Source organism: Candidatus Neptunochlamydia vexilliferae (genome assembly GCF_015356785.1).
Taxonomy (GTDB): Bacteria; Chlamydiota; Chlamydiia; order Chlamydiales; family Simkaniaceae; genus Neptunichlamydia; species Neptunichlamydia vexilliferae.
Map to the genome: position 1 here is coordinate 15,936 of NZ_JAAEJV010000016.1, position 24,185 is coordinate 40,120.

Here is a 24,185-nt window from a genome sequence, read left to right on the forward strand (position 1 = left end):
ATTTTTGCAACCAACATTTGGCTGGATTAATGATTATTATATTCAGCCAAATGTTTGTTCTTGGTATGGAAGAATAGCGATTAGAGAACTGAGGTTTTTAGGCTCATTTATACAGGGTATTGCTGGAGCCAAACCATTCTAGAAATACAGCATTAACTAAATCTTTTCCAAGCGATATGTCATTGTATTCTCGATCAATATACTCTGGATGGCCCTGCGTTGAAAAAACCTTTCTAGATTTGTGCTGAATAAACAATGCATAGATTTCTCCTGTTTTTTCATCCTTACAGGTTTGAAGCACTCGTAGATTTGAAAGATTACTAGAGACATAATAACCATGGTAAAAACGTAAGTATCTACCTTTTAGTGAAGGGAAATTATCTGCCAAATAAGGAAAGCTAAAGTTTATAGCGATCGATTTTTTTCTCAATAGCTCTTCTTTCCATTCTCTTTTAAGGTCGGAAAATCTATGAACAACTCGGTTCTCTTGATTAAAGGCACTAGCAATAATCTGATGACCTAAGCAGACTCCAAAAATAGGCTTGTTTGTCTCACGAATAAATTTCTTTTGACCCTCAAATCTTTTATCCCAAGCATCATGCTTTGAGCTACCAGACAAAACAATATAATCATATTTTTTTATCTTCTCAATCGTGTCTTTATATAATTCACTTTTAAATGCCTCACAGCTAATAATATCTTTAATTTCAAAAAGACTTTTCAGCTCTATTAGACTGGATGCTCCATTATTGATAATTACACCTTTTTTATTAAAGGCCAAAGGTACATTATTTGTTGATTGCTTTCCAACTGCGCTTATGCTCATGCTTTTGCCCTTTTTACTTTCTATACTTTGCTGAAATCCACAAGTAAAAATTGTGGAATACTTATTATATAAGTCAATTTTTTTTTAAAGCAAGAAAATTTACTGATCTGTGGAGCGGAGAGTGAGAGAATTCAGGATAACCGAAATGGAGCTGAGCCCCATGGCAGCTCCAGCGATCATGGGGTTAAGGAGCCCAAAGGCAGCGAGGGGAATTCCCAGGCAGTTGTAGAAAAAGGCAAAGAAGAGGTTTTGCCGGATCTTCACAAAGGTTTTTCGAGAAAGCTGCACCGCTGTCAGAAGGTTGGAAAGGTTACTTCGCATGAGTCCAATGGTAGCACTTTCCATCGCTACGTCGGTTCCGGAAGCAACAGCAAAACCCACATCAGCCGTTGCAAGTGCTGGAGCATCATTCACCCCATCGCCAACCATTCCAACAGTAGCTTTTTTATACCCAAAAAACTTCCGGAATTGGTTTTTGTCTGCGCCAACATCCCTACCTTTAACTCCCTCTGCATCGCCCCTATCTCCTGGATAGGGAACTGCTTCGAGGGAGCTAAATTTAGAGCGCTGGCTTTGACAAATTCCCAATTCTTGAAGTTGTTTGGGTATCCCTTGGAACTCTTTCACATGGGCCGCTTTTTCATCGGGAAGAACCTCAGCAAAGTAGCCATCCATTTCGAGGGCTTCTGCGACCGAGGCAACAACCGGTTTTCGATCTCCACTTAAGAGGTACACCTTCTTTCCTAGGGCATGTAAAGCCGAGATGGCCTCTTTCGTATCTTTTTTAATTTGATCGGATAGGACGACATAACCAAGATAGGTTTTATCTTCAGCAAGGGCTACAATCACCCCCATTTCTTCTTCGGGGTTTTCGACCGAGATTCCTTGGGATTCGAGAAAAGAGAGAGAGCCGAGGAAAAGTGTTTTCCCTTGGTAGATGGCGGAAAGTCCTTTTCCGCTGTGAGACTCAAAATTTTCAACCGCCTCTCCTTGCACTTCTTTAGCAATGGCAAGGGAAATGGGGTGGTCGGAGTGTTGGGCTAAAGAGGCCGCTTTACGTAAAAACTCTTCATCGGAAAGAGAAGAATGAACAGCTCCGATGCTCAGTTTCCCTTCGGTCACCGTCCCTGTTTTATCGACGATAAAGGTATCGACCTTATGGGCCTGTTCAAGCCCTGCAACATTTTTAATAAGGACTCCTTCTTTGGCTCCTTGTCCACAAGCCACCATGATCACGGTTGGAACAGCAAGACCAAGGGCGCAAGGACAAGCGATGACAAGAACTGCAACCCCACTTAAAAGTCCTTCGAGCCAATCATTCACTGCAAAGCCCCAAATAAAGAAGGTTAGAAATGCAATAGCTAAGACGGTGGGAACAAAAATCGAAGAGATTTTGTCAGCAAGTTTTTGAATGGGCGCTTTCGACTGCTGCGCATCTTGCACAAGGCGGATGATGTGTCCTAAACTTGTCTCACTTCCCAAGCGCGTTGCTTTAATTTCTAAAATCCCTTCTCCATTAACCGTTCCAGCAAATGCTTGCTCCCCTTTTTCTTTCCGAACGGGAATACTTTCTCCCGTTAGCATCGACTCATCGAGATGAGAGGAACCTTCCACGACTTCTCCATCGACAGGAACTCTTTCTCCAGGACGGACGAGAACAACATCTCCGACTTTAACCTGCTCGATCGGAACCTCATTCCCATCTTTCATCCGCGCTTTTTTCGCTTCCATTTGCAGAAGAGCTTTCATCCCTCCGCGCGCTTTATCTTTAGAACGCTGCTCAAAGTAGCGCCCAAGAAGGATCAGAGCGATTAAAACGGCGCTCGTTTCAAAGTAAAGGTGATCTGTAAAGCGAAAGGCTACAGCAAAGAGGCTATAAAAGTAGGCGGCACTCGTTCCAAGAGCAACGAGGGTGTCCATTCCGGCTGTTTTTGCTTTTGCTGACTGATAAGCGCCTATATAAAAGGCGTAACCTGCCCCAAACTGAACGATAGTAGCTAGCACGAGTTGGATATAAGGATGGGGATGCCATAGACCTAACATCGGCAAGATGAGGGGAATCGATAGGAGAATTGCAATTATTGTCCTTAGTCTCATATCTAGTTTAGATATTGAGAAGCTGATTATTCCTCAACAAAAAAAGGATCCGTCGATGCCCCGAAGAAAACGGCATTTCTTTCACTTCTTGAAAGGGAACCCAACTGTGCCCTTCGATTTCTTTGCGCGCGGCAAGGTAGAGGTGGGGATAGAGAAACGCTTTATATTTTGTAAAGCCATGGGTCACTTCGGGGAGAGCTCTTTGGGGTTTGAGAGAAAGACCCAAAGCCTCTTCGATGTTTACGTCCCGGTCAAAATAGGGGAATTCATGGAGATCGGCCATCACCTTTCCCGCTTCTCCTTTTCTAAGGAGGAGCTCTTGACCTGTATGGATGACTGCAACGGTGCGATGGAGATGGATGGTCTTTTCTCTTTTCGATTTGATTGGAAGTAAAGCGGCTTTACATCTCCCTAAGCAACTCATTTTTAGTGGGCATATTTCGCACTGCGCCTTTTTTTGGCAGACAAGGGCGCCCAGTTCAATCAACCCTTCCATAATAATCCAAGGCTCATCATCGGGAAGGAGGGCGGCGGTTAATGTGCGGATTTCCTTTTGGACAAAGGACTTATCGATCGGCTCTTCAATGGCAAAGTAGCGGGCAAGAACGCGGAAGACATTGCCATCCACGGCAGCTGCTTTTTGTTTAAAGGCAAAGCTGAGAATGGCTCCAATGGTGTAGGGGCCGAGTCCCTTCACGTTTTTAAGATCTTCGTAGGTATCAGGGAGCTCTCCTCCATGATGTTCAGTGAGATAGCGAGCTCCTTCATGAAGATTACGCGCACGGGAATAGTAACCAAGCCCCTCCCAAGCCTTAATCACCTTTTCAAGGGGGGCGGCAGCAAGAGCGCTAATGGTAGGAAAAAGTGTCATCCACCGTTTGAAGTAGGGAACGACCACACTCACTTGGGTTTGCTGCAACATCACCTCTGAAACCCATACCTCATAGGGGGAAGGATTTTCCCGCCAGGGGAGGGGGCGGCGATTCAAGAAAAACCACTGACGGAGCCTTTCTCTATCAAAGGATTGCGCATGGGAAAGTTTTTCCAAATCCATCTCAAATAACCGTTTATTCCCAGTAGCTTACCTGACTTGGCACACTTCTTGCAAGGAATATGGGTAAAAGGAGGTGCATTATGTCTGAGTGGACCAGATGGAGGCAACCCTTTGTGGATTGTCGAAGCAGGGTATGGAAAAATCTAAGGCAAGGGAGATCTTATGACAATACCATCTAATATGCATAAAGAATTACAAGAGATTTTATCTAAAGAGATTGCCCTCCGCCAAGAAATCTTGGGGAATATGAGCCAGCAGGAGTATCTCCTCCTGATTGGGGATACCGAACTGAAGGGCGAGCTTTACATCGAGTGCAATACCTTTGTCCGGCGCCTTAAAGACCTTACCAAAGCGCGTGGAATGGTCACCCGAAAGCTATTTGACCACCTTCCTCCAGATACCCAGGGAACAACCCTAAGCGACATCTTAGATCCCCTTGTTGAGATTGAGGGAGAGGCCCTTTTTCTCTATGAGCAGATTAAAGAACTGACCGATAAGATCCACGGGCAACACCTCCGGAATAAGACCCTTCAGGAGATGATCTCTTGCAAAGGGCCTCTTAGTGTCGATAATGAGGCGCTCCACTCCGAAACCAAGCCAGGGAAGGGGCCGACTCTCATCACCATCGATTATCCCCCTGAAAAAACGGAAAAGTGATATCCTATTGTCCATGGATTGGACACATGCGATAGCACTCATTCATGGGAATGACAAGCACCATCTCGATCACCTAGCTCCATTAGCAAGTCAGTTGGGAATTCCTCTTATCGTTACTGACGTGGAAATCGAAACCCTTGCAAAGCGATACTACCCCAACCTCACTATTTTTTATTTTGATCCTGTCTCAGTGGGGACCCGCGTTGTTTCAAAATTTGATACAGTAATCTCCTCTCTTCCTAAAGACCTTCTCGACCAAATCTTTTTTATTCCTGAAAATCTCCAAAACAAAAAACTGAATTATATCTGGTGTCCTCATGGAAACTCTGATAAGGGACATGCCTCTTACTTTATGGAAGGACTTTCCAAAGAAAAACAGGCCCTTGTTTATGGAAAACGAATGGTCGATTTTCTTAAAGAGAAAGGGGTCTATGAGCAGCTCGAAGAGGTCAAGTTTTTGGGGAACTACCGTCACCAATATTTTCTTAGTCACACACCTTTTTATCAGGAGGTCGTTGAAAAGGAAATTGTTTCTAAACTCCCCCGTGAAAATAAAACGGTCCTTTATGCTCCCACCTGGAAAGATGCTGAAAACTCTTCTTCTTTGGAGGCCGCTTTAAAGCCCCTTCTTGAAGGGCTTCCCAAAAACTGGAATTTGATTGTAAAGCCACACCCTAATCTTGAAGTTGACATTGAGGTTCAGAAAGAAAATGCGTTGATTCTCAAAGACTTTCCCCCCATTTATGCTCTCCTTAGTGCTGTCGATGCTTACCTGGGTGACATGTCGTCGATCGGATATGATTTTCTCACCTTTAGAAAGCCAATGTTTTTTTTAAATCCCAATAAGCGGTGTCCCAAAAAGGACAAAGGGCTTTACCTTACCCGGTGTGGCACTCTCATTGCTCAGAGCGATTTCGATAAGATTTTTTCGATCATTGAAAAGAGTGATTCAGCCCCATTTGCAAAGGTTCAAGAAGCTGTGTATAATAGGACCTATGAAAGAAATATTACCCTCTGATTCTTGTGGCATCTGCCTAGCCCCTGGCGATTCTGTGAATCACCTCGACCACCTAGCCCCTCTTGCATACATCATGGAAGTTCCAATGGTCGTCGATCAGGAACTCTTAGAGGGAACCGTTGAGAAATACTACCCCAATGTAAAGCGGATTTACATCGACCATCATGCCAAAATTCTTGAGCATTTAGCAGGGAACTACAATACCCTCTTTGTTTCAAGTGCAAACTATCGGATGGATCTGAGCCCCCTCTTTGAAGTGATTTACAGAAAGGAGATGAACTTTTGGTATTGTCCCCATGGAAATTCAGATAAGGCGGTCGATAGTTTTAAACATCAAACCTTCACCTTTACCTATGGGGATCAGATGGAGGATCGCTTAAGAGATGCTGGAATCCTGGATACCTTTAAAGGGTTTGTCCGAACAGGGAACTATCGGCTCCCCTTTTACAGAAAGTATGAGTCTTTCTATGACGACTTGGTTGAGAAGGAGGTTTTCGGTCAATTTGCAAAGAAACAAACGACGATTCTCTATGCCCCTACCTGGCAAGATATTGAAAAATCGACCTCTTTTTTTGATGTTGGGTTGACAGTGGCGGAGCAGCTTCCTCCAGACTATAATCTCATTTTAAAACTCCATCCTTGGATCGTTCATCACAAGGCGGGCTATGTCCAACATCTCGAGGAAAAGTATCGCGACTGCCCGAACGTTGCCGTTCTTCCTCTATACCCTCTTGTCCTTCCCCTCTTAAAGCGAACCGACATCTATCTCGGCGATTTTTCCTCAATTGGCTATGACTTTCTCTACTATAACCGCCCAATGTTTTTCTTTGAGGGGTCTGAACGGCTAAAGTCGCGTGACTTTGCAACAGATCTCCACGGCTGCGGCACCCTTATTCCAGAAAGCGCTTACGGCTCCATCTATCCTTTCATCGAAAAACATCTAAAAGAGCAAGATAACTTTAGGGCAAAGCGCAAAGAGGTTTTTGACTATGCCTTTGGAAAAGAGCGTTCCTTTGAAACCATCCGCGATGAGGTTAGAGAGCTTGTTGCTGCACAGGTATAGCGTGTTTCTTGCTAGATCTAAAAATATGGATGCTCCCCATCAAACAAAATAGTCCACCAACAATGAATGATAAGTAGGGACCTCCATAGATAAATAGAGCAGCTCCAAAATAGGGGAAAATTGCCCCCCTAACCCCAACAGCTAAGACATTAATGAGTGAGTAGGGCCTACTATCTTTTTCGGCTGAGAAGATCGGTCCCGACATTTTCCATCCTAACTCGCTTCCAGACTGCATCACTCCATAGAGAAAATAGGCAAGGAAGACAAAAAGGAAGTTAAACTTTGCCAGAATAAGTAAAGCCGGGAAAATCGCAGCAATTAGGGGAACCCGGGCACAAAATAAAAAAATCTCAGAGCGATTAAAGACCTTCACCCAAAAAGGAGAAGCAATTGTAAAGCCAACTCCTTTACAGAGGCAAACAGCTAAAAACATTTCGGTATAGGAAAGGTGAAGGGTCTCGGTAAAGTACTTGGGGATAGTTGCATGCATTGTCATGAGCCCTGCGCCCCCTAGAAAAAAACCCATTTGAAACTGAAGAAAATCCGGCCGCTTACGTAAAAGGCTCCAACTGTTTCTCCAAGGCTTGGACAGGTGGTGCCTTAAAGGCTTCCCTTTTTCTCGATGATATTGCTGGGTGGGTGTTTGAAGGGTCTTAAAGATAATCCAAACCGAGCACATCCCCAAAAGACTCGTAAGGACAAACACCCAACGCCACGATCCATTTAACATATCTAATACCCATCCAAATAAGATTGGCATGAGAGCTGTGCAAAGGTAGTTAATCGTCGAACCCGTTGCGCAAACTTTTCCTCGGTCAGACTCTGAAAGGTTTTGTTTAAGAAGTTCCATCCATGTAGGAATGACTCCTCTAAGAAGGAGCATATGCATGCCGAATGCAAAGATAAACATCCAAGGGCTAGAAAAAAACGGAATCAAAACAAAGGGTAAAAATTTTAGAAAGTAGGCCCATAGTAAACCCAGTCTATGCTCCTCTCCTAATCTTGAGCTACTCCAATAAGAAACAAATAGAGCGGTTAATGGCTTAAGTGCAGTCATTGTACTTATTTGAAAAGGAGTTGCATCTAGCTCCCTACAAAGAATCATTGGCAAAAGAGCAAAGATCCCAAAAAAAGGGCAAGCAACTAGATTTGAAAGAATAAAGGCCCTAGATACAGGGTTTTGAAGGTGCTTTTTCATAACAGGGAAAAAAATCTTTCTATTTCTTCTTAGGTATAAATCATAAGGAGCGATTCTACAATAATCACCCTATAAATCAAACCCTTTGCCTTTTTCGGTATACAAAAAAGTTTACTTCTACTTTCATTTTTCACATGCACTTTTTCCAATATTTTTGCCTCACCTGATGTCGAAGATGCCAATTTTTATGGGGAAGCTTGGGCAGCTATTCAGGATGCAAAGAACGAGGAAAAAGAGCGGAAAGAGAAAGAAGAGAAGGAAAAAAGGGAAGCCCAGAAAAAGAAATAGTTAGGTTCTGTTGAGAAACTTAGGGCTAAGGGATTCAGAGGAGGTTTTCTTGAAACTTGTGGTTTTTTTGCCGAATGTAAATAGTCAGGCGCTATTTTTGAGGCGAAAAAACCACAAATTTCTGGAAAGATCCCTGAAGACCTAGCGATAAATTTCTCAACAGAACCTAGGGCCCATATTCAGGAACGAAGTAGTTTCCAACCTTCGTGAGGATCGTGTCGAAGAGGATCGCTAGAAGTGCTGCAGGGATAGTCCCCGCAAGGACCTGCTTCATCTGCATCGTCCTCAGTCCCTGAATAATCAGGTCGCCAAGCCCCCCTGCTCCTACTAGGCTCGTTAGAGTTACCATTCCAATTGTTGTGACAAGGGCAATCCGTACCCCATTGATCAAGATGGGAAGAGAGAGGGGAATCTCCACATAAAAGAGGACTTGGCGCGGGGTCATCCCCATCGCTTTGGCAACATTTTTTACATTGATACTTACCTGCTGAATTCCCGAATAAGTATTGCTCAGGATGGGAAGGAGGGCATAGAAGACGAGGACGATCACAGCGGGGAAAACCCCGATGGTCGGGATCGGAAAGAAGGAACGGAGTGCAGCAAGTAAAACAACAATAAAGGCGATGAGGGCAAGGCCGGGAATGGTTTGGATCATCGCTGTAAAACGGAGGATGATCGAGGAGAGTTTTCCCTTGGAGTGGGAAAGAAAAATCCCAAGTGGGATGGCGACCAACATCGCAATAAAAAGGGAGATAAAGGTGAGCTCTATATGTTCGAGCATTTTCGTGAGAATCATAAGAGCTCCATAATTTCATCAAGAAGTTTTTCTTTTTTAACTTCTCCTTGATAGGAAGAACCGCTATAGACGGGGAGCACCTCTGCTTTTGCCTCTTTGAAGGCGTTTAAGGCTTCGATTAAAGTGGTATTTGGGGTGAGTTCTGGAAGCGACTCTTCTTTTTTCTTGGGCCCTGTTTCGATATTTTCGGTAATCGTTTTGGTAAGAAGGGAGAGCTGGAACCGGTGTTGCCCTAAAAACTCATCGGCAAAAACGGTCGGCGGATTTTCTACAAAGGAGCGGGGTGTTGCGATTTGAACAAGTTCTCCTTGGTCCATGAGAGCGATCCGATCTCCCATCCGGACCGCTTCGAAAATATCGTGGGTCACAAAAACGATTGTTTTCTTGATTTTTGACTCTAGTTCGAGAAATTCTTTCTGTGTTTGTTCTCGAGTAATGGGGTCAAGGGCACCAAAGGGTTCATCCATCAAGATAATGGGGGGATCGGCAGCTATTGCGCGCGCAACGCCAATCCGTTGCCGCTGCCCTCCGCTCAGTTTTAGGGGGTATCGCTTCTTAAATTCGCTAGGATCAAGCCTCATTATTTCAAGGAGCTGCTCAACTCTTTTTTTTATTTTTTGTTCCTCCCACCCTAAAAGTTTGGGAACGACGGCAATATTTTCTTCGACGGTCATATGGGGAAAAAGGCCGATTTCTTGAACGGCATATCCGATACTTCTCCGAAGGACAATCGGGTCTAGGGTAAGGGTATCTTTTCCTCCCACCATAATGGTTCCCGAGGTAGGGTCGAGAAGTCGGTTAATAAGTTTTAGTACGGTCGTTTTTCCACTTCCACTCTTTCCTAAAATAACGAGGGTTTCTCCTTCTTTGACCTCAAGGGTGAGGTTTTTAATCACACAAACATTCTTGGAAAGGGTTTTGGAAACGTTGTTAAATCGGATCATAGACCACCGGGGGAAGAAGCGTCACTTCAGTCAGGGAATTCAAGTTTCCTGCACAAAGCTCCGCTTCAATCTCAAAGGAAACCCCTCCCTCTTTTAAGGGAGCAATTTTACTCACGCATGCCACCGGAATATCTGCGGGAAATACTCCATCAAGCCCTGTTGTCACAAGAAGGTCTCCCACTTCAATAAGGGGAAGGGTCTCTTCTTTGTTCAACTGATCAAGAGGCCTTCCTGTTCGCAATTCAAGAGCCGGCCCCTCCTCATCTCCAAAGTCATAGTTAAAGCCTACTCCTTTAAGAACTTCTGAGCGCCCCCGCCAAAGGGGACTGCTACTCCCATAGAGCTCTCCCTTTGCTAGGTAATGGTCGGTCACCTCCGCCTCAAGCCTTTCTTGAAGCTTTCCTAAAGCGACTAAGGTCTCTTGATGTTCTCTTCTTAAAATCAAGTGGCGGGTGAGTTGTTTCACCTCTCTCAAAAGCTCTCGATCCCCTGTCCCCCCACGAGCAACTCGGACAGAAAGGGTAAGAGAAGAATCGGTTAGAAGGCGAACATGACTCTTACGAGATTCGACATGTTCCACAACACCAATTAAGTGCTCTCCTCTTAAAACGGGGCTTCCTACTGCAACAACAATTTCGCCCAGCTTTTTATTGTCTCTTTCACCCACATTGATCCACAACGTTTCGTTCCAATGTGTGGGCGCTCGATGAATGACTTTAGCATCGAGGGAAAGGAGTTCTAAGTTTAGAAGTTTTTCCGCTCTTGCAATCCTCCGCTTATAAAAAGCATTTCCCCGTGTTTCATCGATCGCAGTTAAAGTTTTGAGTTTTTCAAGTTGTCGCTCCATCCGTTCTTTAGAAAGGAGGAGATGACGCAAACTTTCATTTTGCCTTTTAAGGAGAAGGATCTCTGTTCCTTCACTTTTCTTCACCCTACTCTTCAGCGCTGGGGGAGATACCGCGACCGCTGCACTGCGCATTCCTCGAACAACTCCAAAAGGGAGATAGAAGAGCGCAAGCAAAAAAAGAGCGAGTAAAAGGTAGGGACGATAACGCTTTTTTTTCATGAAGCTGTTTTGATCATTGCCTCTAGTATATTGGGTAAGTTGTCTTCGGAAAGCCCTGTGAGATTAATCCTTCCACTGCGGGTCAGGTAAACCCCATATTCCTCGATCATCCGATCGACCTGGCTCCCTTCTAAACCTAGCATTGAAAATAACCCAGACCGTCTTTTTAAAAAACCATATTTGTCTTTTCCAAACTGACCAGAAAGGGCATGAATCAGCTCACTTCTCATCTCTTCGATTCTTTTGCGCATCTGATCAACTTCCCCTTTCCACAGCTTTGTAAGTCCAAGATCCTGCAAAATCGTTGCTACAATTTCCCCTCCATGACGGGGAGGATTTGAGTAGTTAACTCGAGCAATACGCCTGACCACGGAGGCTAGGTTTTGGCTCACCTGTTCATTCTTTGCTAAGATCGAAAGAGAGCCTATCCGTTCTCCATAAAGGGCAAAGTTTTTCGAGTAGGAAGCGGCAACAAACATCTCATGCCCCTGCTCAGCAAAATAACGAATTGCCCAAGCATCCTCATCGAGACCTCTTCCAAACCCTTGATAGGCAAAGTCAAAGAAAGGGATCAGCTTTTTCTTTAAAAGGAGGGCAGAAAGTTCCTTCCACTCCGCCTGCGTCGGATCACATCCCGTAGGATTATGACAACAAGCATGTAAAACCACTAAACTTTTCTCTGGAAGAGCGGAAAGGTAGTCGAGCATCTTCTGAAAGTCGAGAGCATGCGTCTCCTTATTATAGTAGGGATATTTCTTGACCTCCATTCCAGCCGCTTCAAAGATCCCAATGTGGTTGGGCCAGGTTGGGTCAGAAACATAGACACATTTTGTAACCTCACGGGCTAAAAAATCTCCTCCAAGGCGGAGAGCTCCCGTCCCTCCAACCGTCTGCGCTCCAAAAACTTTTCCCTTAAGTGTTTTGCAAAGGGCCTCTCCAAAGATGAGCTTTTGCGACTCTTGCACAAACCTTTCATCTCCCCCCATCGGTAAATACCCCTTATCCTTCTCCATTTTAATCAAAATTTTTTCTGCTTCTTTAACAGAGCGAAGGATCTCGATTTTTAAACTTTTCCCCTTATAAACCCCTAATGTTAAGTCGATTTTATTCGACCTTTTATCTTTTCTAAAACGGGCTGCTAGCCCAAAAATTGGGTCAGGTGGGACGGGTTCAACCTTTTCAAATAAACTCATACATTTCTCCTTATTTTCATAGGCAGCGACATGCTATTTGGTTGGGTTTTTTAACCAAGAAGCTTTTTGATAAAAAGGGTCATTTTTGGCTCTTTGATCGAAGGGGTTTATTCTACGGCTTTTATTAAAAAAGCTTTTGTGGTTCCCCCCTTCCTCCATATGGGTTTTAAAGTCAGGACCACCCTTGATATATAGAGGTTTATTTCGAGCTTTATCGACTGCAAGGGTTATGAACGGGGTCATCAAAAGAGCATACTCCACAGCTGTTGTGGGGGTATGGAAAGGTAAAGATGCTAAAGGTAGATACCCAAAGATTTCAGTAGAGCCATATAAAGCGTGGTGGACCCTCTCCTTTAGTTTGAGCTCCTCATACATATCATCATTTCTTTCACTAGCGCGGTAGATGATCCGATTACGTGCCATTTCAGTTAGTGTCTTTTGTTTCCCATCACAAAAAGCAACCTTTAGATGCCTAACCCCCACCTCAAAGGAGGTAAACAAAAATGCTTTCAAAGATTCATATCTGACCTTAACCATATAGATATTCTATTAATATAAGCCTAATAAATGCAACCTAGAAACTGACTCCGAAGTCCCACCTTGCTGCTTGCTAATGACCTCAGTGTCGGGTTTAGTTTGCTTAGCTCCTGAGGGAGTTTTGCTTAAATTTTCTTCTTTTTGATCGAAGGTAAGGGTCTAAATGACCCTTTCCGAGATCACAAGGGAGGAAAGAAAGCTAAAATCGCTCTGAGACTGAGCGAAATAACCCCGGCACTGAGGTCAATAAGACCCTTGAGCCTTGCTATTCTGGCAATCGCTATAAAGACGAACCGCTACGGGAAGGGAGGCAGTACCTCCCTTTCATTACCGTTAGCTCCCGCAATCTTAACCTGCTTCACTCTTAATTTTCAACGCCTTTCGAGAACCTAGATTCGGATTCCTAGAACTTTTTTCCAAGAAACTAGATTTCAAGACCCTAGACCCTTAATTTCCGCACACCCACAGCACCGCCGTAGTAGTAGCGGTCGAAGTGGCAGCGGACACGAAGCCCCGCACCAGCGAAGCCCCCTATTTCCACTGCCCATTTATTATCATTCACTTTCTCCTGACACCGTGTATGCCTCAAGGGATCCCTTCCCAATAAATACTCCTTCTTCTCCTTTTGGTGGAGAAGGACAGCGACTGCAGCATCTAGGGCGTTGGGAAGGGTGTATCCTTTAGAAGCATATTTTCCAACGATTTCCTTTTGAGCGGTGTAGGTTTTATTGTGGGTCTCTTCTAAGACGTTTTTGCTCATGAGGATCCAGTGAGAAGTGGTTCCTTTTTTTCCAACTTCACTTTTAACGTAGGAGGAGTAGTCCTTATACTTCCCAAAGAGCCCCTCGAGGTTATCGAGGGTAAGCACCGTGTTGTTGACCTTGCTGGGGATCCAGACAAGGAGGTGGGTGTCTCGCACCTTACCGCTAAACCCTTCGACCTTGAAGGGGGTGGGCTCATTGAGGATCTGTTCGATGTTGGCGGGGAGGGGTGGTTCTTTTTCGGTGATGGAACCGGGTCCGAAGTGCTTTTCCCAGGTGGCTTTGCCATAGGCGATGGAGGGAAGGATCTGCTTGCGGAGGTTTTGGTTCTTGATTTTTTGGGCTTCGAGTTCTTTGATCTGGTTATAGAGCTCTTTTTGCTGAGCCTCGTGGGCTCTTTTCTGGGTTTCGAGGAGTTTTTGGTTCTCGAAAAGGGCTTTTTCTTTTTCTTGTTTGGCTTGTTGGAGCTTTTCGGCATAGTCTTGGGAGAGCTTTTTTTGTTCGGCTTGGAGTTTTTGAGCGGTTTCTTGGTCTTTGAGTTTGATGGCCGCTTCGAGCTGCTTTTGTTTTTCGGCAAAGCGGGTGTCTCTTTCTTCGAGGAGGCTTTTGAGGCTGGTTTCGAAGGTTTTTAAGTTTTGGGCTTGGACTTCTTTTTGGGCTTTGAGGAGCTGTTTATACTCTTTGTCTTTTTGAGCGAGTTGTTTTTTGGTGTCGGCTTTCTGGGCTTCGATGAGTTTGGTGATCTGGTCGATTTTTTGGTTGGCGGCTTTGATTTGGTTTTGGTATTCACGGTAGCGGGCTTCTCTTTCTTCTTTCCGTTTTTTGCTTTGGTTGATGGTATTTCGGTGGGTCTCTTGGTTGATATTGAGGAAGGGGAAGGTTTTTTGGAGGATATGGAGATTATTGAGATGGGTTTGGGCTTTGGAAAAGTTTTCAAATTGGGCTTGGCTATTGAGGTGGACAATCTGAGTGTAGGCGTGGCTTTGGATCTGTCTTCGTTGGGTTTGATGGTGCCTTTCAATGGTGTGGTGGTCGATGATGCTTAGGGAGGCGAGATGTTGGTAGTGGAGGGCGGCTTCTTGGTAATTTTGGGTTTGGAGAGCTTTTTGGATTTTGCTTCCGAGGGTTTCAGAGATATAGAGGAGTTTGTGTTCATCTTCGTAGGTGAGGACAGTGCTGAAGATTTTTTTGTGATGGGGAACGAGCTTAAGCTCTCCGATAGCGGAGAGAAACTGTTCTCGGTTCCAGCCTCCTTCGATTGTCCGGTCGAGGGGGTCGTAGGTGAAAAGTTGTGTCTGAAGTTTTTGGAGAGTGGGGTTGTCTTTAGTGATGAAACGACGGAGCTGCTCGAGTTTGATGCTTAAAGGGGTGTTGGTGACTCCGATGAGGAGGGAGTCTTTGGAGTTTAGGAGGTTTTTTTCGCTGCCAAAGAGGTTGTAGGCGATTTGGAGCATTTCTGAAAGGCCTCTTCCCCTTTCGGCTTTGAGGCTGTAGTAGTTGATGAGGATGACGACTTTTGCGGTCTTAGCTTTTTTAACGGCGTTTTTAATATTGACGGCGTTAGCGATGTTGATTTCGACGCCCCGGTTATCGAGGAATTCGGGGCAGTCCATATAGGTGTTTTTTTGTTGGGTTTCGATTTGGGGCATGAACGTTTTGGAGATTTTGGTGTGGCCGATGGGCATGACTTCTTTTTTAGTTCCTCCTTGGGATGGAGGGGTGACCACAACGGCATCGCCAAGACCGTCGATGCCGAGTTCATCGAAGGGTTTGAGCTCAAGGGTACATCCGCAGAGGTAGTTGACGGTGGTGCTCTTCCCTGCTCCGGTGTTTCCGATGAAGAGGGTGATCTCTTTGTCTTGGGCTTTTTGGGCTTCTTGCTGTCCTTGGTGGATACATTCGAGGAGCAGCGCAATGCTTTGCTCAAGGGTGAGGATTTTGTGGGGGTCTCGGAGCTTTTCTTGAATGAGTTTTTTCGGGTCGATGTTGAGGGTTTTAAGAGCTTGCTGGGGAGTGATGTGATTATTGTTTGTGATGAGGAGATCTTTTGAGTGAGTGGATTGGCTACTGGATGAAGCACTGGAACTGGCGATGAGGATGGGTAATGGGGGTTTTCCTCCATCAGGCATCGTGGGTTTTTTGACCTCTAGGGTGATATTTTTGAACGTGTGGTTCCGCTTAATGTGAGAGATTTCTTTATCGGTTAGGTTGAGAGCAAGCGTCAGGTGGGTAAGCGGACTTCCTGGGTTCAGAAGGGTGAGGGTGTCTTTTGTGGTGATATTGGGACAACTATCGAGGGTGAGGCGGGTTGTCTTGTGGAGCCCAACGAGTCTATTGAGTGTTTCTCCTTTGAGACGGCTATTTTTGAGGTGGATGTTTTTCGATAGGGGGAAGACTTGGTAGAGGAAGGCTGTTTCGTCTTTGGGGTTGAGGGTTTGGAGGTCAAGAGTGGGAAGCCATTTTGCGATGAGCTCATCGATGGTGAGAGGCTTTGTCTTTTGTGAGGGGTAAAGGGTAGCAAGGTAGGAAAGGGCTTCTTGACCATTTTGGTCTGGTTTTGTGAGGGTTTCGATCGTGGAACGGCCGAACTGCTTGAAGATCTCCTGTTCGATAGCGAGAACCCCTTTTTCTTTGGCTTGTGAGGCAAGGGCTTTGTAGATATTATCTAAGCCGGGGGCAAGGAGGGTAACGAGCTCCCACATTTGAGGAGCTTTTGCTACGTTTTGGATGTGGTTGACAAAGGTGGTGAGTTGTGTATGGAGGGAAGAAAAGTCCTCCCAGGTGATTTTGATGGGGAGGGTGAGTTTGTTCATCTCGCGGGGAGTCAGGATCTGGTTGCGGTGGAGGTTTTGGTACTGCTCGTTTTGTTGGTAGATGTCGGTCAGCCATCCGATGAGGAAAAGAGTTGGATCGGTTTCGGCAAGTCTTTGGCAAATCTCCCAATCAGCGGCTTGTTCCATCTGAGGGAGGAGGAAAACAGTAGAGCGGACATTCAGGCGGTGTCCCCCTTTCAAGGGGGTGAGGTAGGGTTTCCAAATGGGATCGGAATCGATAAGGCGGAGATGATTGCTGGTTTTTGTGACCATGAAGTTGTCGCTACGGGCATCTCCCAAACGGAGAAAGAGGGCGAGGAGGAGTTGGATCGTGGCGCTTTGCTGGCTAATCGAGGTGATGCCATGTTTATTTTCGATAAACTCTCTGAGGTTTTCTCCCGGGACTTCAATGGAGGCTTGGATAACATGGGATTTCCGTTCGTAGACAAAGGGGTAGGTTCTTTTTTGCTCTGCCGTAAACTGTTTGAAGATTGTTTGATGTTTTGTGAAGCCTTGCTCAACTTGAACCAAGACATATTTTTGTCGTGAGGGATGCTCCTTGAATTTTTGTGATAGGGGGTTTTGGATCCAGATATTTTCGATTTTTAATGGAAGAGTGGCGGCACTTCCATGCAAGGGAGATAGGAGCTTGGAGAAGGATTTAACGAGGAATTCCTCTCCAGGACTTAAAGTATTCCCATCTTCTCTTTTAAAAAAGATCCCTTGGTGCTGAGTCACAGCGCTGGCACCATAGGCGTTTTGTTTTTTGTTTTGCCCATACTTACCTAGCGAGCACAAACGTCTGCCGATTCTTTGGGGAAGTTTGAGTGTGGGACCGGTGGGTCGATGAAGGAGGATGGGGCCAATGATTGTTTTGAGTCTTCTATTGGCTGTTTGTGCAGAGATATCCTGTTTAAACTGGTAATAGTGATGGATGAGATCTTTCATCTCTGTCTGGAGCTTTTTGAGGTCGCTTCTTGTTTTTGCATCTTTTTCGAGCCTTGCAATTTCCTGGTTAATGTATTCGAAGTGGGGATCGTTTACTTTAACCACTTTGACTAAAAAGGTGTTTAGACGGGTTTCTGGGCCATCGGGCTCTTTATTAGATAAAAAGTTGGCAACTTTTGTTAAGAAGCCTTCTGTTTGAGGAGGGTTGGCCGAAAGGAAGAGCTTTGTAAAGAGCTCTTCTGGACGGCAGATTTTTTTCATCCATTCCACATCTGCTCCCCCCTGTTGTATCTTGCTAAGGAGGTTTTTTAGGGAGTCTTGCTCTTTAGAAAGGTTTTGGATAGACGCATTTAGACTTAATCCATCTTCCCTGCATGTAGAAGTGGTCTGTTTAGTGTAGAAGTTTGATGAAGAACTGGAGGATGCCATGAGATTTTCCTTCTGCTTAAGGGTTTTTCTTCATAAATAATGGCTATTTTATCTGGATATTAAATACTTTAGCAATTGGTTTTTTAAGGAGCGGGATCTTTAGAAGTAAAAAATGATCCCTACTTTAGACAAGTCTGTAGTCATTTGACATTAGCAGTAATCCGGGGTATACTGAACTCCTTTGAGGGGCGTTAGCTCAGTTGGTAGAGCGCAACAATGGCATTGTTGAGGCCAACGGTTCGACTCCGTTACGCTCCATTAAAGCCCCGACTGTAATCTAGAGATATACCCAAACAAATTCAAGAGTTGGTTTTTGCCTACGCCTGCATCCCCACCTTTAACTCCCTCTGCATCGCCCCTATCTCCTGGATAGGGGACTGCTTCGAGGGATCTAAATCTGGGGCGCAGGCTTTGGCAAATTCCCAATTCTTGAACTTGTTTGGGTATACCTGCCTGAATTTTTCTTTTTCTCCAGGTTCAGGCGGACAAAAATGACCCCTACTTTATCCAAGTATGTGGTCATTTTATCATCCAGAACCTGAAAAAAAATCGAAAATCCCTTCAGGCACCCTAGAGAGTGTCGTCAAATTATCTCTGATGGAAGAGTTCTTGCTATGAGAGAGCTCTAAGGCGCCCGATGGAGAGAGCCCAAAGTGGGCTCTTGAAGCAGGGCAACGCTGGAGATTTCCATAGAAAGGGCTAAGACAGTAGCGAGAATTTGACGACACTCTCTAGATTACAACCGGGGGTTAAAACTCAATTCCTGAGCGCATGGTAACCCCATAAAAGGTGAGGTCATCGGCGTAACGGATCAGCTGGAAACGGACGGCGTTTCCTGTTCCAATTGCATTTTCAATTTCAACCGATTTGTTGAGCCTCCAGTAATACTCCGCTTCATAGCCTAACCGAAGGCTCCACTGATACCACTCTTTCGGCTTTTCCCACTGAAGCCCCATGAAAAAATCGATACTTGAAGAAAAAATGTGGGTATCCCCCTTGAGGTCCACTTTATTTTCGGCATGTTTCACCTCAAAATCTCCATATTGAAGGGCGGCTGCAATATCGGTAAGAAGGCTAATGCCAGAAAAAAGATGCCACTTGGCATTGAGTCCTATTCTAGGACCGAGGCCTCGGAATCGACACCGATCTTTGACCTTAAAAACCTCAGGCTTATAGGTAACCTTCTGGGTTTGATCGATCCAGCTTTGCTTAAGTCCAATGGTTGTCCCTAACCCAAAGAGGCGACTTAAAAAAGAACTCCGCTTGATCTCTAAGACGATTTTATCGTAGTCGATTTTGTATGAAGAGGTTGCCCTTTGGCTAGAAACAATTCCTTCCCCTTTTAGATTGATTAGAAGAGAGGGGGGAGGGACCCCTCGCCCCTCATGATCTTGACTTCCATAGTGGGTGTAAGTTCCAACAATTTCCCAACTTACCAAAGGGATGCGGACACCGGCTCCAATTCGGTACCCAAAGTCCCAGTCAAATCTTTGACTTGCAACCCTTCCCTTTTGCCCACGTGCTTGATTGATAAGACTATAGACATACTCGGTTCCCCCAACCTTCGCATGCCAATAAAGGGCTCCCCCAAAAAACTCCACACCTGCCGACCCTCTTGTAAAGCCAGTAGGGGCAAAGCGAGCGCCATAGCCCGCATCGGCCGTTTGCTCTCCCACCTGTCCCATCTGCTCCTCTAGGGCAGTGATCCGCTCCTCTATTTCAGCACCAATTAGGGGAAGGGCTAAAAAAATAAGTGAAATCTTCCATTTCATAGGGGCAGGTTAGCACCCTTTAACTATTAAAATCCAACATCAACTAATTTTGAACCAGGGCGTTTTCACAAAAAACATTTGATACCAATTTTCCTTATGAGGAAGACCCCAATTCCTGCTTTCCCTGCCTACGTTAAAAGTGTCCGATGCTACATGAATTTTTCATAATTCATTGATAATTAGGCACGATTCAATCGTGGGTAACACTTTTTGGTCGGCCTTGTTCATCTTTTCACACACTTTTTCCTGAACAACAAATCCCTTCTTAGTTGGATGAAAGATACGTCGGGGGCGGGGCCCCCCGCTGCCCCCTTGAGCTTCAATCTGGCAAGCCAAATCGACCCTCCTCGGGGGGCCGTGCAAAGCACTGTTCCACCCCTCGTGCGGGGCGATTTTGTGGACAGCTCACCGCATGGCTTTTCTTCGCCTACGGCTCCGAAGCCATGTCAGTTCGCTGGAAAGGTTTTTTTCTAGAAAACCTTGCTTATCTTTCACCAAGTAGCAAGTCTCCTTTTTTCAGGTTTTTAGCCACTTATCATATTCGCTTTGATTCGAGTTTCAGCTTAAAAAAAAATCCACTGAACTGACACAGCTTCGGAGCCGTAGGCGAAGAAGAGCTGCGTCGTGAAGTGTCCACGGCTTCAAGATGGCTCTGCAAAATTGATCTGAACGAGGGGTGGAACAGTGCTTTGCACGGCCCCCCGCTGCCCCCTTGAGCTTCAATCTGGCAAGCCAAATCACCCCTCCTCGGGGGGCCGTGCTTGAAGCCGTGGATAGCTCACCGCATGGCTTTTCTCCGCCTTCGGCTCCGAAGCCCTATCAGTTCGCTGGAAAGTTTTTTTCAAGAAGACCTCGCTCATCTTTTACCAAATAGCAAGACTCTTTTTATCTACTCGTTTTAGGAGTTGGGCAAAAATAACTTATGCATTTCTGGTGCCATAGCGCTTTAGCTGCGCGGCGCAAACCCGCATGCAACTTATTAGCTTCCAAGGGTTTATAATAAAGCAGATGAAGATGCTATGGTTGCAGAAATGCATGAGTTATTCTTGCCCAGCTCCTTAGGATGAACAAGACCCTTACTATTTTGGTAAAGTGTTACCTCAACATGCTATATTTTGAACCATGCCAAAATTTTAGAGTTGCAGACTTCAAGAACATCCCTTAAAATTAAAAAAATGAAAAAGCTACCAATTGGTGTCCAAAGTATCTGTGAAATTCTTGAAGAAAACCAGGTCTATATTGATAAGACACCGTTTGCCAAAGAGTTAATAGAAACAGGAAAGCATTATTTTATATCCCGCCCCAGAAGGTTTGGAAAATCTTTGTTCCTTAACACTTTAGAAGAAATTCTTGGTGGCAATAAAGAGCTTTTCAAGGGCTGCAAAATATATGAGAGCGACTATAACTGGCAAAAACACCCCGTCGTTTACTTAGACTTTTCAAAAATCGCAAATCATAGCCCCTGTGAGCTCAGAACTGCTTTACAGGTAAGACTGGACATTATCGCTAAAGAGCATGATATCTCGATTGTCAAAGCTGATATTCAAGTTGCATTGGATACTCTGGTTGTCGGTTTATCGAATAAGTATGGGAATAAGGTGGTAGTGCTCATTGATGAATATGATAAACCTATCATCGACCATCTAGAAGATCCTGATGTTGCCAGAAAGAATAGAGATCTTTTAAGAGACTTTTTTGGAACAATTAAGAGCTTAGACAAGTATTTAAAATTCACACTTATAACAGGTATTAGTAAATTTTCTCGGGTTTCACTTTTTTCTTCTCTCAATAATTTGAACGATATTACGATGGATCCCAATTACGCTGGAATAATGGGATATACCGAAGAAGAATTAAGAATAAATTTTCGAGATCACATTCAAAAAATTGCTCAAGGGAGGAGTCAACGGGAAAATTTGGTGTCAGAAGAAGAGGTTATAGACGAAGTTAAGAACTGGTACAATGGCTATAGATTTTCCGAAGAGAAACTTTGCGTTTACAACCCTTTTTCAACCCTTAAGTTTATGCAAAGAAAAAAGCCTAAAACGTATTGGTATAGCACTGGAACCCCTTCGTTTCTGGTCGATCAGCTCAAAAATCACCCCAAATCAATGATTTCAATTGATGGAACAACAGCAAGGGAAGATGAGCTTATGGATATCAGCTCCTTAGAGCATATCGACTTAAAAGCCTTAATGTACCAAGTTGGATATTTTACCATCAAAGACTATAATCCCATCTCAGATCGCTACCATTTAGGGCTTCCTAATGAAGAAGTGCGAACGGCTTTCATGAACTCTCTTGTTAAGCACTTTACAAATAACGTAGATGTGCAGTCTTCAGAAAGGTTCGTAAAAGCGCTAGAAAAGCATCATGTCGACATCCTCTTCAATCACATAAAGATAGGGTTTTCTAGCTTCGCATATCAAGTGTTTGCTGGGGCCAAAGAGCACACTTACCAAGCGATGCTTCTATCCATGCTGCATGGTATGGGGTTTGACCCGTTATCAGAACGGGCAACAAATACAGGGCGTATAGATGTTGTGCTAGAGATGCCAAAAACAACCTATATCCTTGAACTTAAGCTTAACGGTTCAATCGATGCAGCCCTTCAGCAGATTCACCAAAAGGAATACTTCAACCCTTACATCCGTAAGGGAAAAGAGATCGCAATTATAGGCGCTAATTTTTCCTCAGAGACACGAAATATATCTGGGTGGAAAGGTGAGCTTCTCTCTGAGTCTGGCGAAAAGCTCAAAGACCTGTCTCCTAAGGAATTGTAAAGAAAAGGAGTGATCCCCTTCCCTCCAAAAAGTGTGATTCACCAATAGTCAAGAAAACCTCCTCTGAATCCCTTAGGGCCTGTTAATAAATAAATTCTACAGTTTGACTCAGCGATACGCAGCAAAACTAAGCTGAATGAGGAGCATCATTCCCAATAGGGAAGGGTGACGAAGAAGCTTAGTTTGGCAAAGTCGCAGCCAGTCAACTTGTAACATTTATTTCTTGACGGGCCCTTAGCCCTAAATTTCTAGAGCAGAACCTAGTTCCTGACAGAGCAGATATCGTCTTCATCGATGGAGACCACAGCTATTCCCACGTTAAGTCTGACATCTTAGCTTGGTAGAAAAAGGTTCGCCCCGAAGGACTCCTTTCTGGTCATGACTACTCTTACCGCCACCCTGGGGTAGTGGAGGCTGTTAATGAGTGCCTAAAAGGACGTTTCATTGTGGGGAGAGACTCTGTTTGGGCAACCATTATACCCGCAATTCCAAGTTAGGATTTTTAACGTTAAATCCAGTTTTCGTGATTTAGCGGTGAAAATCACAACCCACACAAACTACCGCTAAATTCGGAAAAAAAATTTAACGGTGCAAAAAAAAACCAAAAATCTATCAATTAAAAGCGCGGTCCTAAAATTTCCTATCTCCGTAGCAAGCTACGGAGCATTACAGAAATTTTCCCTTCGGGACGACCCGCTTAACACATCTTCGCAGCAAGCTGCGGAGAATATGACCCGGAGAGATTTAAAATACATAGAGCCGAACAAACAAAAAATTCTAAAGGGAGATTTTGAAACAGCTAATCCAGAAAACATTCTTTCCTGGGACTCCATTATGGGACTTCAGTTTGAAAAGCTAGTGATTCACAATAGGCAAGAATTGTTAAAAGTCTTGGAAATAGCTCCAGAAAACTGCACAGAGGGTGCCAAATCGACTACTTAATTCAGGAAAAAACAACTCTTTATATTTGTGAGATTAAGTTTTCTAAGAACCCAATAGGGACACAAGTGATTGAAGAGGTGGAAAAAAAGATTGAGGCCTTAGCGATTCCTAAACACATTTCTTATCGCCCAATCCTTATTCATATTGGGGATGTATCAGACGAAGTGGTATATAGAGACTACTTTGACAAAATCATTGATTGGACAAATTTTTTATAACAGCAATTCCCGCTAAAATTTTAAGCCCTTGATTGTGATTAATTTGCAGTTTTTATAAAATTTTGTTTTCGCAAACTATTAAAAGGTAAGGGCAGAAAGTGAGTAGAAGACTTATAGAAAAGAGCACCCTTTCGGCGAAAGGGTTGCTTGCAAATGCAAAAGACCAATTCAAGAAAATTGCAGAACCTTTAGTGGGAAATCAGGGGAAAGCAAGGGAAATTAGCATTGCAGATTGTTGTATGTCTGCGTTGGCAATGTTTAAACTAAAATTTCCTTCATTATTGCAGTTTGACTCTCAAAAAGAAGAAAAGCCAATAAAGGCAAATATTAAAAACTTGTTTAAGGTCAGTCGAGTTCCTTGTGATACGTACATGAGAGAGCGATTAGATGACATCAATCCTAGAGATTTGCGATCACCATTCAAGTCTATCTTTGCAAAATTACAAAGGGGTAAAGTTTTAGAAAAGTATAAATTTCTTAATGGTAAGCTTCTTATGCTCAATGACGGCACAGGCTACTTCTCCTCCTCAAAAATACACTGTGACAATTGCTGTACGAAAAACCATAAAAATGGATCTGTAACATACTACCATCAGTTTTTAGGTTCAGTTATTGCTCATCCAGACAAAAAAGAAGTGATTCCTCTTTGCCCTGAGCCAATTATGAAAGAAGATGGCTCGTCGAAAAATGACTGTGAAAGGAATGCAAGTGAGAGGTTTCTTTTAGACTTTAGAAAAGAGCACCCCCACTTGCCTGTTATTCTGGTAGAAGATGCACTGGCT

The 24,185-nt window shown here is 44.3% G+C and carries 17 protein-coding genes, 1 tRNA gene and 1 pseudogene; 8 read left to right on the plus strand and 11 right to left on the minus strand.

Going from position 1 to position 24,185, the window contains the following annotated elements:
- Positions 1-103 precede the first annotated feature (103 nt).
- From NEPTK9_RS04255 to mutY, 3 genes are all read right to left on the minus strand, one after another.
- Positions 104-826 carry a glutamine amidotransferase-related protein gene (locus NEPTK9_RS04255; protein WP_194847592.1) on the minus strand — a complete coding sequence of 241 codons (723 nt, stop codon included), beginning with the start codon at positions 824-826 and terminating at the stop codon, positions 104-106.
- Positions 827-925: 99 nt separating this feature from the next.
- On the minus strand, positions 926-2,923 hold the full coding sequence (locus NEPTK9_RS09650) for a heavy metal translocating P-type ATPase (protein WP_320412048.1): 1,998 nt from the start codon (positions 2,921-2,923) through the stop codon (positions 926-928).
- A 7-nt stretch (positions 2,924-2,930) separates the two neighbouring features.
- The gene (gene mutY / locus NEPTK9_RS04265; RefSeq protein ID WP_194847593.1) at positions 2,931-3,977 is read right to left on the minus strand and encodes an A/G-specific adenine glycosylase; all 1,047 of its coding nucleotides are present in this window, start codon (positions 3,975-3,977) and stop codon (positions 2,931-2,933) included.
- A 162-nt stretch (positions 3,978-4,139) separates the two neighbouring features.
- On the opposite strand from mutY, the gene NEPTK9_RS04270 reads away from it, so the two are divergent.
- The 3 genes from NEPTK9_RS04270 to NEPTK9_RS04280 are packed head-to-tail and all read left to right on the plus strand — an operon-like array spanning position 4,140 to position 6,715.
- A complete protein-coding gene (locus NEPTK9_RS04270; protein WP_194847594.1) occupies positions 4,140-4,634 on the plus strand; it encodes a hypothetical protein in 495 nt (164 codons plus the stop codon).
- A gap of 13 nt (positions 4,635-4,647) precedes the next feature.
- Positions 4,648-5,652 (plus strand): CDP-glycerol glycerophosphotransferase family protein, encoded by a 1,005-nt coding sequence (locus NEPTK9_RS04275; RefSeq protein WP_194847595.1) that lies wholly within the window; start codon positions 4,648-4,650, stop codon positions 5,650-5,652.
- Entirely contained in the window at positions 5,630-6,715 is a 1,086-nt protein-coding gene (locus NEPTK9_RS04280) for a CDP-glycerol glycerophosphotransferase family protein (protein ID WP_194847596.1), read from the plus strand. Before NEPTK9_RS04275 ends, NEPTK9_RS04280 begins: the two co-directional genes overlap by 23 nt.
- On the opposite strand, the gene NEPTK9_RS04285 is transcribed toward NEPTK9_RS04280, so the two are convergent.
- The 7 genes from NEPTK9_RS04285 to NEPTK9_RS04315 all read right to left on the minus strand — a co-directional run bounded on the left by NEPTK9_RS04285 (position 6,687) and on the right by NEPTK9_RS04315 (position 17,688).
- Positions 6,687-7,913, minus strand: a complete 1,227-nt coding sequence (locus tag NEPTK9_RS04285) for an MFS transporter (RefSeq protein WP_194847597.1) — start codon at positions 7,911-7,913, stop codon at positions 6,687-6,689. The two genes, NEPTK9_RS04280 and NEPTK9_RS04285, sit on opposite strands and share 29 nt — an antisense overlap.
- 454 nt (positions 7,914-8,367) lie before the next feature.
- Positions 8,368-8,997: an ABC transporter permease gene (locus NEPTK9_RS04290; protein ID WP_194847598.1), complete on the minus strand. Its 630-nt coding sequence runs from the start codon at positions 8,995-8,997 to the stop codon at positions 8,368-8,370.
- Positions 8,994-9,941, minus strand: a complete 948-nt coding sequence (locus NEPTK9_RS04295; protein ID WP_194847599.1) for an ABC transporter ATP-binding protein — start codon at positions 9,939-9,941, stop codon at positions 8,994-8,996. Before NEPTK9_RS04295 ends, NEPTK9_RS04290 begins: the two co-directional genes overlap by 4 nt.
- On the minus strand, positions 9,928-11,007 hold the full coding sequence (locus NEPTK9_RS04300; RefSeq protein ID WP_194847600.1) for a rod shape-determining protein MreC: 1,080 nt from the start codon (positions 11,005-11,007) through the stop codon (positions 9,928-9,930). The genes NEPTK9_RS04295 and NEPTK9_RS04300 overlap by 14 nt, the downstream gene beginning before the upstream one ends.
- Positions 11,004-12,200 carry an amino acid aminotransferase gene (locus tag NEPTK9_RS04305; protein WP_194847601.1) on the minus strand — a complete coding sequence of 399 codons (1,197 nt, stop codon included), beginning with the start codon at positions 12,198-12,200 and terminating at the stop codon, positions 11,004-11,006. Before NEPTK9_RS04305 ends, NEPTK9_RS04300 begins: the two co-directional genes overlap by 4 nt.
- Positions 12,201-12,233: 33 nt before the next feature.
- Entirely contained in the window at positions 12,234-12,713 is a 480-nt protein-coding gene (locus NEPTK9_RS04310; protein WP_194847602.1) for a hypothetical protein, read from the minus strand.
- A 463-nt stretch (positions 12,714-13,176) separates the two neighbouring features.
- A complete protein-coding gene (locus tag NEPTK9_RS04315; protein WP_194847603.1) occupies positions 13,177-17,688 on the minus strand; it encodes a hypothetical protein in 4,512 nt (1,503 codons plus the stop codon).
- Between the two features lie 185 nt (positions 17,689-17,873).
- On the opposite strand from NEPTK9_RS04315, the gene NEPTK9_RS04320 reads away from it, so the two are divergent.
- Positions 17,874-17,946: transfer RNA gene (locus NEPTK9_RS04320), tRNA-Ala, on the plus strand.
- 491 nt (positions 17,947-18,437) lie between these two features.
- On the opposite strand, the gene NEPTK9_RS04325 is transcribed toward NEPTK9_RS04320, so the two are convergent.
- Positions 18,438-19,460, minus strand: a complete 1,023-nt coding sequence (locus tag NEPTK9_RS04325) for an Lpg1974 family pore-forming outer membrane protein (RefSeq protein ID WP_194847604.1) — start codon at positions 19,458-19,460, stop codon at positions 18,438-18,440.
- A gap of 1,175 nt (positions 19,461-20,635) precedes the next feature.
- Here NEPTK9_RS04325 and NEPTK9_RS04330 point away from each other — a divergent pair.
- From NEPTK9_RS04330 to NEPTK9_RS04345, 4 genes and pseudogenes are all read left to right on the plus strand, one after another.
- Complete coding sequence (locus NEPTK9_RS04330; protein WP_194847605.1) at positions 20,636-22,243, plus strand: ATP-binding protein; 1,608 nt, start codon at positions 20,636-20,638, stop codon at positions 22,241-22,243.
- 729 nt (positions 22,244-22,972) lie between these two features.
- Entirely contained in the window at positions 22,973-23,185 is a 213-nt protein-coding gene (locus NEPTK9_RS04335) for a hypothetical protein (protein WP_194847606.1), read from the plus strand.
- 65 nt (positions 23,186-23,250) lie between these two features.
- Entirely contained in the window at positions 23,251-23,403 is a 153-nt protein-coding gene (locus tag NEPTK9_RS04340) for a hypothetical protein (RefSeq protein WP_194847607.1), read from the plus strand.
- A gap of 98 nt (positions 23,404-23,501) precedes the next feature.
- Positions 23,502-24,185, plus strand: a pseudogene (locus NEPTK9_RS04345) (transposase); the annotation flags it as partial.